Genomic DNA, 8,630 nt, shown 5'->3' with positions numbered 1-8,630 from the left:
CGCTCGCTCTACGAGCGACCGGTCGCTGCGGCGGGGGCGTGAGGGGGCACCCGTTCGCTGCGCTCACTAAGACCCCCCCGCCGCCCTTTCCGCCTCCGCTCCCTGCGTCACCTACGGGCCACGAGGGAGACGAAGTGAAGGCTCGGCCAAAAACAAAGTAACAAAAAGTTTTTGGCCTCGGAGGTAGATTGTCTACACATATCTCTTAATAGCTGTAAACAAACTACCTTCGAGCAAATGAGCAACAATTACCTTGCTCATTTGCGAGCCTTCTTTTCGTTCCCCACGCTCTCCGGTGCCCAGCGAGTGAGAGAGCGAGGGTGTTCCGGGCGCGCCATGAGCCGGTGGCGATTTGCGCGCTCGCCGAGCGACGAACGAGCGAGCTTTGGGCACAAAGGGAGCGCGACTTTTCTTTCCCCCATTTCTTTTGGTCGCTCAAAAGAAATGGGGCCGGGCGCGGGCGGGCAGCCCGCAAGCATAGAATTACATTAAGGTTTATATATTGGTGGGCCGTGCCCACCCTACATGGCTGAAAGCAGAATTTTTTTATTATATACGGCAAAGGATTTTGCCGCCGGGCGAGGAGCCCGCAGCGAGCGCGACGCAGACAGTAGCGTGCCTACGGCAAGGAGCGCGAGCGAGAAGCGACAAAGCCCCGCGGCAAAAGCCGAAGCCGTCAGTCGTCGATTAAAATTTCTAAACCCGAAAGTCCGGCAACGAATTTTTTCTTTTCACCCCTTCGGAAATCCACCGAAACCCTCGCCGTCGGCCCCCTTCCGTCCGTCGCCGTCACCACGCCGTCGCCATACTTCGGGTGGCGCACCTTCATCCCCTTCTTGTAGTCGCAGTTCTCGGGATCGACGCTGAGGGAGCGGCCGTTTGTTTTCGCCTCGGGAGCGTATTCTTTCTGCGGCGCGGCCTCGCTTTTCGGCGGGATGCGGGGAGGAACGGTAAAGCCCCTCTTCTCGGGGCAGGGACGGGCGGTGGGATAATCCCTGGGGCATATCTTTTCGGGAAGCTCGAAGAGAAACCTGCTCGGCGGACGGAAGAGCCCTTCCGCGCCGAAGACCCGCCTTACCCTCGCCCTCGTGAGGAAGAGCCTGTCCTTCGCCCGCGTCATGGCCACGTAGCAGAGCCTTCGCTCCTCCTCCACCTCCTCCTTCGAGCTGCTGCTGAGGGCGTGGGGAAAGACCTCCTCCTCCATCCCGGCGATGAAGACGCAGGGGAATTCGAGACCCTTGGCGGAGTGGATGGTCATCAGGGTCATTCCGTCCCACCCCGGCTTGCCGCTCTCCTGATCGCTTATGAGCGCGGCCCTGTCCAGAAAGGAGAGCACGGTGCCGCCCTCGGCCGCGTGAACGTCGGCGGCGTTGAGGAGTTCCTCGAGGTTTTCAAGCCTCTCCGCCTCTTTCTCGTCCTCCTTCGCCCTCTCCAGCGCGCCCCTAAGGCCGCTCTCCCGGAGTATCCGCGAAAGAAGGTCGCCGAGGCGCTCGCCTTCGGCGTGGGCTATCCGCCACCCCTCGACAAGCTCTATGAAACCGGCCACGGCGCGGGAGGCGCGGGGAGGAAGGACTCCCTCCTCCACCATCAGCCTCATCGTGGCGAAAAGGTCCAGCTCCCTCGCCTCGGATTCACTGAAAATAGCCGCGACGGTCTTGTCGCCGATGCCTCTAGGGGGTTCGTTTATCACCCTCTTCAGGGCTACGGGGTCGTAAGGCTGGGCCACAAGCCGCAGGCACGCCATCGCGTCCTTTATCTCCCTGCGCTCGTAGAAGCGCAGCCCCCCGTAGACCACGTAGCGAAGCTCCCTGTCCATCAGCGCCTCTTCGACCGGGCGGGAGAGAGCGTGGGTGCGGTAGAGGATGGCGATATCCTTTAACTTTTGCCCTTCCTTGAGGAGCGAAATTATCTTCTCGACTATCCACTGCGCCTCTTCCTCCTCGGTCGAGGCGGTGTGGCAAACCACCGGGACGCCCCCCTTTCGGGAGGTCCAGAGGGTCTTTTTGTGGCGGCCGACGTTGTGGGAGATGACCGAGGCGGCGGCCTCCAGAATCGCGGCGGTGGAGCGGTAGTTCTGCTCCAGCTTTATTATCTTCGTGCCGGGGAAATCCTTCTCGAAATCGAGGATGTTGCGAAGGTCCGCGCCGCGCCAGCCGTAGATCGACTGGTCGTCGTCGCCGACGGCGCAGATGTTCCCCCAGACGCTGGATAGATGGCCCGCGAGGAGGTACTGCACCCGGTTTGTGTCCTGATACTCGTCAATGAGAACGTGCCGGAACTTTTCGGCGTATCGGCGGGCGATCTCCGGGCGCTCCTCGAAGAGGCGCAGGGTTTCGAGGAGAAGGTCGCCGAAATCGAGGGCGCGGGCGTTCTGGAGCCGGAGGGTGTAGAGCTTGTAAAAGGAGTAAAAGACCTTCGCGTGGGGGGAGGCGGAAACCCCCGGCACCTCGAAGTCGGAAAACCCCCGCCCGTCGTCCTTCGCGCGGGAGACCCCGGCCAGCAGGGACGCCGGTTTGTATTTTTTCGTGTCGAGCGAAAGAGAAGCCGCTACGTCCTTCGCCAGTCTTTTCTGGTCGTCGGAGTCGTAAACGGAAAAGGAGGCCCCCCACTTCGTCAGCTCGCCGTGGGTCCGCAGGATTCTCAGCGCGATCGAGTGGAAGGTGCCGAGCCACGCGCCGTGGAGGCTCCCGCCGAGTAGCCCGGCCACCCGCTCCTTCATTTCTCCGGCGGCCTTGTTGGTAAAGGTAAGGGAGATGATCGAGGAGGGCGGAACGTTTCTGCGCTCGACGAGATAGGCTATGCGGTGGGCAAGCACCCGCGTCTTTCCGCTTCCCGCCCCGGCGAGTATGAGGAGCGGTCCGTCCCCGAAGGTGACGGCCTCTCTCTGCGGCGGGTTCAGCGCCGCTAGGATGGGGTCGTTTTCAGTCTCGTTCATGGGATCAGGGAGGGGTGAGTTTAAGGCTGGGGCCGGAGGAGAGTATCTCCACCCGGTAATCGCCGAGAAAATCCATGCCCAGAAGCCCGTCCGCGCCGGGCACGGCGTCGTGGGCGATCACCCTCATGTTCTTCTTCTCTTTTCCGTCCACCGAGATCTTTTCCACCATCGCCCAGCCTACGGTGACGATGCCTCCGGCGGTTTTCATCTCGACCGCCGGGTCGTTACGGATAACGATGCCGAGACCCGTCAGTATCGAGGGAGAGATGACGGTTGAGGAGGCGCCGGTGTCCACGACGAGGTTCGCCTTCGCCTGCCCGTTAACCATCGCGCCCACCAGGTAACCCGCCCCGGTCTTTTGCAGAGGGATGACCGAATCGCGGTCGCTGCCGACTTCCCGGTAAATCTTAACGGTCTCAAGCTCCCTGCCGGGGACGTTGAAGAGGTTGTCGGTGAAATGAACGTTGCCCTTCTCGTCGACCCACTTGTAGGTCTCCGCGCAAAAAGCTTCCGTGCAGAACAGGAAAACGAACAGGGCCAATATCCCTGATATCCTCAAGGCGCATCCTCCGCTGGTTTTCAGCAAAACTTGCAATATCTGGTAATATATTCTAACAGTCAGGATTAATGCTCGACAAATTTCATTGAGGCTTATTGATGCCAGGGAGCAACGGATGACAAAGTACGTCTGCACCATCTGCGGTTACATCTACGACCCGGCAAAGGGCGACCCGGACGCGAACGTCCCCCCCGGAACCCCCTTTGACAAGCTGCCCGACAACTGGGTCTGCCCGGACTGCGGCGCGACCAAAGACATGTTTGAAGCGATGTAGCCGATGGGAACGATAGATATTGCGCCCGGCGTCCAGTGGGTCGGAATTCTGGACCCTCAGCTCCGCGTCTTTGACGTGGTGATGAAGGCTGAGAACGGCACGACCTATAACTCCTACCTCGTCCGGGGAGCGCAAAAGACCGCCCTCATCGAGACGAACAAAGGGAAATTTTCGGCGCAGTACATCGAAAACCTTAAAAAAGCGATAGACCCGGCCAAGATCGACTACCTTGTCCTGAACCACCTCGAACCAGACCACTCCGGGGCGCTCTCCGACCTCCTGAAGGAGGCGGTAAACGCCACCCTCGTCTTCACCCGCCCCGGCAAGTCCTTCGCGGAAAACATCGTAAACAGGGTTCTGGATAACTCAATGGTGGTCGCCGAGGGCGACAAGATCGACCTCGGCGGAAAGACCCTCGAATTTCTTATCGAGCCCTACCTCCACTGGCCGGACACGATGTTCACCTGGCTTCCTGAGGAGAAGATACTCTTCCCCTGCGATTTTCTGGGCGCCCACTACTGCGACGACAGGCTCTTCGACGATCTGGTGAGCAACTACGATTACGCCTTCCGCTACTATTTTCAGGCGATAATGCGCCCCTTCAAGGAGCACGTCCTCCGCGCCGTCGCCCGGGTCGAAAAGCTCTCGCCCCTCCTCGTATGCCCCAGCCACGGCCCCATGCTTCGGAGCAGCATAAAAAAACGGCTGGAGGAATACCGCGCCTGGGCGCTGGAGCCGAAAAAGGGCGACAAAAAACTCCTTCTGGTGCTTTACGCCAGCGCCTACGGCAACACCGCGAAGATGGCCGAGGCGATAGCCGCCGGCGCGGCGGCGGCGGGGGTGGAGGCCTCCCTCTTCGACCTCACCGCAACCGATATCGACCCGCTCCTCGACGAAGTTGAGAAGGCCGGCGGCATCGCCATAGGCTCCTGCACCATAAACAGCGACGCCCTTCCCCACGCCTGGGGGTTTCTCGCCTCCCTGATAACCGTAAAGACCAAAGGGATGACCGGGGGGGCCTTCGGCTCCTACGGCTGGAGCGGCGAAGGGCCCGTCATGCTGAGCGAGAGAATAAAGGGGCTTCGCTTCAAGGTTCCCTCCGAGCCCCTGCGCGCGAGGCTGGTCCCCACCGGGGAAGACCTCAAGGGGTGCGAGGCTTTCGGGGCAAAACTTGCCGAGTCGATGAAATCCTGATATATCTCCTGCCCGGAAATTAACCGAAGTCCTGCGCCGCCCGGATCGACCCGGGCGGCTTGGCTGTTGACAAAGTCATTTGTGGCGAAAAGAGAAGTTTTCCGCACAGAAAAACAGAACAAAAGGGGACATCAGGTCAACAGACTTAAGATTGCGACAAACACAGTATTTTCTTCGAGAACAAGGAAGGCGAGAAAAACGACCGGAGGAATACTCGTTGTATTTTGAGGATCGTTTTTTGAGCCTGACGAAGTAAATCGGAGAAAAGACGAAGTTTGTCAGCAATATGGCCGCCCGGATCGACCCGGTCGGCCTGGTTTCAAGGTGGAAGATGGACGAGGAACTCCTCAAAATAAAAGCCCCGGCGAAGGTGAACTTCTACCTCGAAGTCACGGGAAAGCGGCCCGACGGCTACCACGGGCTCAAAATGCTCATGGCTCCGGTGTCTATCTATGACGAGCTGACGCTTGAGAAGCTGGAGGAGGACGGCAGGATAGAGGTCTTCGCCGAGGGGTCGCCCTTCGTAGCCTCTGGGGAAGCCAACATCTGCCACCGCGCCGCCGGATTTTATTTTCAGGAAACCGGGGCGTCCGGGGGGGTCAGAATTCGCGTCAAAAAGAAGATACCGGTGGGTGCGGGGATGGGCGGAGGGTCCAGCGACGCGGCCAGCGTAATCATGGGCCTCGAAAAGCTTTACGTAAAAACCCTTTCGCCGGAAGGGGTTATCCGTTCGGCCTTCGGCGTGGGGGCGGACGTTCCCTTTTTCTTCGCGAGGGGGTGGGCGTGGGTCGAAGGGGTCGGCGAGATAGTGCGCCCCGTCAAAGCAGTGGAGACGCTGTGGCTGACCGTCATCCATCCCGGCGTTTTTCTGTCTACCGCGTCTGTGTTTTCCCGGCACACTAAGGTATTGACATCAGACCCTTTGCTCCCTAACATAGCGCAGCTTGACTTTCGTGGCGTCGCCGGAGTTCTTCGTAACGATCTGGAGCGCCCGGCAATGGAGCTTTCGCCCGAGATTGGCGAAGCTCTCGACGCACTCCGGAAAGCGGGTGGCGAGGCGGCGGCGATGACCGGCTCGGGAAGCGCCGTTTTTGCCCTCTTCCCCAGCCGCGGCGAGGCCGAACGCGCGAGAAAAACCGTCTCTAAAAGCGCTCCGGCGAAGTGGGCAATTCTGACCGCGTGCACGCTCGGCGAGGTTTCGCTTTTCTAGTTCCGATGCACTGGGGCGTCGGCAAGCGGTAAGCCACCGGGTTTTGATTCCGGTAATCGCAGGTTCGAATCCTGCCGCCCCAGCCATTTTCATCATGGGATACGATATAAATTGAAAGAATCGGACAGGCAGATGGACAATATCAGGATAATAAGCGGCACAGCCAACATTCCGCTCGCGCAGGCGATAAGCCGCGAGCTTGGCTGCCCTCTCGCCCCAGCGACCATAAAGACCTTCAGCGACGGGGAGATAAGCGTTGAAATTCAGGAGAGCGTGAGGGGCTACGATGTCTTCGTCATACAGTCGACCTCCACTCCCGTGAACCACAACCTCATGGAGCTCCTGATAATAATGGACGCCCTCAAGAGGGCCAGCGCCACCTCGATCTCCGCCGTCATACCCTACTACGGCTATGCGAGGCAGGACCGCAAGGTTTTACCCCGCGTCCCGATTACCGCCAAGCTTGTCGCCGACCTGATAACGCAGGCGGGCGCCGACAGGGTGATGACGGTTGACCTCCACGCCGGCCAGATTCAGGGGTTTTTCAACATTCCGGTCGATAATCTCTTCGCCACGCCGGTTCTCATCGAGGAGCTCAAGCGCCGCTTCAAGGGAGACGAGCTGGTTATGGTCAGCCCCGACGCGGGCGGCGTCGAGAGAGCCAGGGCCTTCGCCCGTAGGCTTGACGCCGGGCTGGCGATTATCGACAAGAGGCGCGAGCGGGCCAACGTCTGCGAGGTGATGAACATCATCGGCGACGTCTCCGGCAAGGACACCGTCCTCCTCGACGACATGGTCGATACCGCCGGAACCCTGACCAACGCCGCCAAGGCCTTAAAAGAGAACGGCGCTCGCTCGGTCTACGCCGTCGCCACGCACGCAGTGCTCTCCGGCCCCGCCGTTTCGAGGATAATGGATTCGCCGATAGAGGAGCTTATCACCTCCGACACGATAGCCCTCAGCGGCGCGACCATGGAGTGTCCGAAAGTAAAGGTTCTGTCCGTAGCGCCGCTGCTGGCCCATGCGATTCGCAGGATCCAGGACCGCGGCTCGGTAAGCTCGCTTTTCGTTTAATCAAGTGTCGATTTAACGCGTTTTACCTAACGTTTAAGAGGAAAGAACAATGCATAGCGAAGTTGAACTCTCAGTCGCCGTGAAGCCCGGTTCCGGCAAAGGCGCTGCGCGCAAGGTGCGCGCCGTGGGAAACATTCCCGGCATCCTTTACGGCTGCGACGTCTCCCCCACCATGCTTAACTGCTCCGAGCGCGAGCTTATAAAGGCCCTCTCCACCTCCGCGGGCAGAAACGTCTTCATCCGCTTCAAGTGCGATGACGAAAAGATCAACGGCAAGAGGGCGCTCATCAAGGAGTTGCAGGTTCACCCCCTGCGCCGCCGCTTCCTCCACGCCGATTTTTACATGCTCGATCCCAACCGCCCGATCCACGCCTCCGTTCCTGTGCGCATCGTGGGCACGGCCGTCGGCGTCAAGCTCGGCGGAATTCTCCAGATCGCCCGCCGCAACCTCGAAGTCTCCTGCCTGCCGGACAACCTCCCGGAAGCGATAGTGCTGGACGTTACGGAGCTTCGCCTCGGACACTCCCTCCACCTGAGCGACATCACGCCGCCCGAGGGAGTCACCCTGCTCGAAAACGTGAAGGTCGCGATCTGCGCGGTCATCTCCCCCTCCTCCGAGGAAGAGGGAGCGGCCAAGGAAACCGCCGAAGGAACCGCAGAGGCTTAATCATAGCCCCTCTTTCACCCTTCGACTTTCTCGTGGCGGGGCTTGGAAACCCCGGGGAGAAGTACTCCCGCACCCGCCACAACGCAGGCTTTATGGTAGTGGATCTACTCGGGCTTCGGCTCGGGGCGGACAAGTGGAATACAATCGGGCCCGGTCTGGCGGCAAAAGCCGGGCTGGGCCCGAAATCCATCCTCCTTTTAAAACCCCTCACTTACATGAACAGAAGCGGAATCGCCGTCGCACCCCTTAGGGAGCGGGCGTCTTCGCTCATCGTCGTCCACGACGACCTCGACCTCCCTTTCGGGACCCTTCGCATAAGGGTTTCCGGCGGCCACGGGGGCCACAACGGCATCCGTTCGATAATAGAGGAGCTTGGGACGGCGGAATTTTGCCGCGTGAAGATAGGCGTAGGCAGGCCGCCCGAGGGAGTTTCGCCCCCCGATCACGTCCTCGCAGAGTTTTCCCCCGGCGAAGCAGCCGCTCTGCCCCCGTTTCTGGAGCGCGCCGCAAGCGCAGTGATAAGCATCATCGAAGAGGGGACTGAAAAAGGCCCCGCGAAAGCGCGGAGCCTTTGTATCAGATATTTGGCTTGAGGCTGTCCTAAAACGTCGCGAGAAGACCCGGTTTCAAGGAGACGCGCAGCGAGAAGCGAGACATAACCGGGTGTTAGGCGAGCTTTCGAGCGAGCACGCGACGCAGAAAACGGGGCTCGCAGCA

At 60.2% G+C, this 8,630-nt stretch carries 8 protein-coding genes and 1 tRNA gene; 7 read left to right on the top strand and 2 right to left on the bottom strand.

From position 1 onward, the window contains the following. Positions 1-676: 676 nt before the first annotated feature. Together EPN96_05455 and EPN96_05450 are read right to left on the bottom strand one after the other, a co-directional pair. Positions 677-2,935 (bottom strand): ATP-dependent DNA helicase PcrA, encoded by a 2,259-nt coding sequence (locus EPN96_05455; GenBank protein ID TAL17522.1) that lies wholly within the window; start codon positions 2,933-2,935, stop codon positions 677-679. A 4-nt stretch (positions 2,936-2,939) separates the two neighbouring features. Next, positions 2,940-3,632 carry a DUF4124 domain-containing protein gene (locus EPN96_05450; protein ID TAL17521.1) on the bottom strand — a complete coding sequence of 231 codons (693 nt, stop codon included), beginning with the start codon at positions 3,630-3,632 and terminating at the stop codon, positions 2,940-2,942. Between EPN96_05450 and EPN96_05445 the strand changes: the two genes are divergently transcribed. From EPN96_05445 to EPN96_05415, 7 genes are all read left to right on the top strand, one after another. After that, the gene (locus EPN96_05445; protein ID TAL17520.1) at positions 3,610-3,768 is read left to right on the top strand and encodes a rubredoxin; all 159 of its coding nucleotides are present in this window, start codon (positions 3,610-3,612) and stop codon (positions 3,766-3,768) included. The genes EPN96_05450 and EPN96_05445 overlap by 23 nt on opposite strands. 3 nt (positions 3,769-3,771) lie before the next feature. Further along, a complete protein-coding gene (locus EPN96_05440; GenBank protein ID TAL17519.1) occupies positions 3,772-4,962 on the top strand; it encodes an FprA family A-type flavoprotein in 1,191 nt (396 codons plus the stop codon). Positions 4,963-5,248: 286 nt separating this feature from the next. After that, complete coding sequence (gene ispE / locus EPN96_05435) at positions 5,249-6,172, top strand: 4-(cytidine 5'-diphospho)-2-C-methyl-D-erythritol kinase (GenBank protein TAL17518.1); 924 nt, start codon at positions 5,249-5,251, stop codon at positions 6,170-6,172. An 11-nt stretch (positions 6,173-6,183) separates the two neighbouring features. Continuing rightward, positions 6,184-6,258 (top strand) — tRNA-Gln (locus tag EPN96_05430). A 46-nt stretch (positions 6,259-6,304) separates the two neighbouring features. Beyond that, positions 6,305-7,246, top strand: coding sequence for a ribose-phosphate pyrophosphokinase (locus EPN96_05425; GenBank protein ID TAL17528.1), 942 nt, complete (start codon positions 6,305-6,307; stop codon positions 7,244-7,246). A gap of 49 nt (positions 7,247-7,295) precedes the next feature. Then, complete coding sequence (locus tag EPN96_05420) at positions 7,296-7,913, top strand: 50S ribosomal protein L25 (GenBank protein TAL17517.1); 618 nt, start codon at positions 7,296-7,298, stop codon at positions 7,911-7,913. 2 nt (positions 7,914-7,915) lie between these two features. Then, the gene (locus EPN96_05415; GenBank protein TAL17516.1) at positions 7,916-8,506 is read left to right on the top strand and encodes an aminoacyl-tRNA hydrolase; all 591 of its coding nucleotides are present in this window, start codon (positions 7,916-7,918) and stop codon (positions 8,504-8,506) included. The last annotated feature ends 124 nt before the right edge of the window (positions 8,507-8,630 follow it).

It is taken from the genome of bacterium (assembly GCA_004322275.1).
Classification (GTDB): domain Bacteria; phylum Desulfobacterota; class Deferrisomatia; order Deferrisomatales; family BM512; genus SCTA01.
Note: the sequence above shows the minus strand (reverse complement) of the source record. Positions and strands in the feature narration are given on the sequence as shown.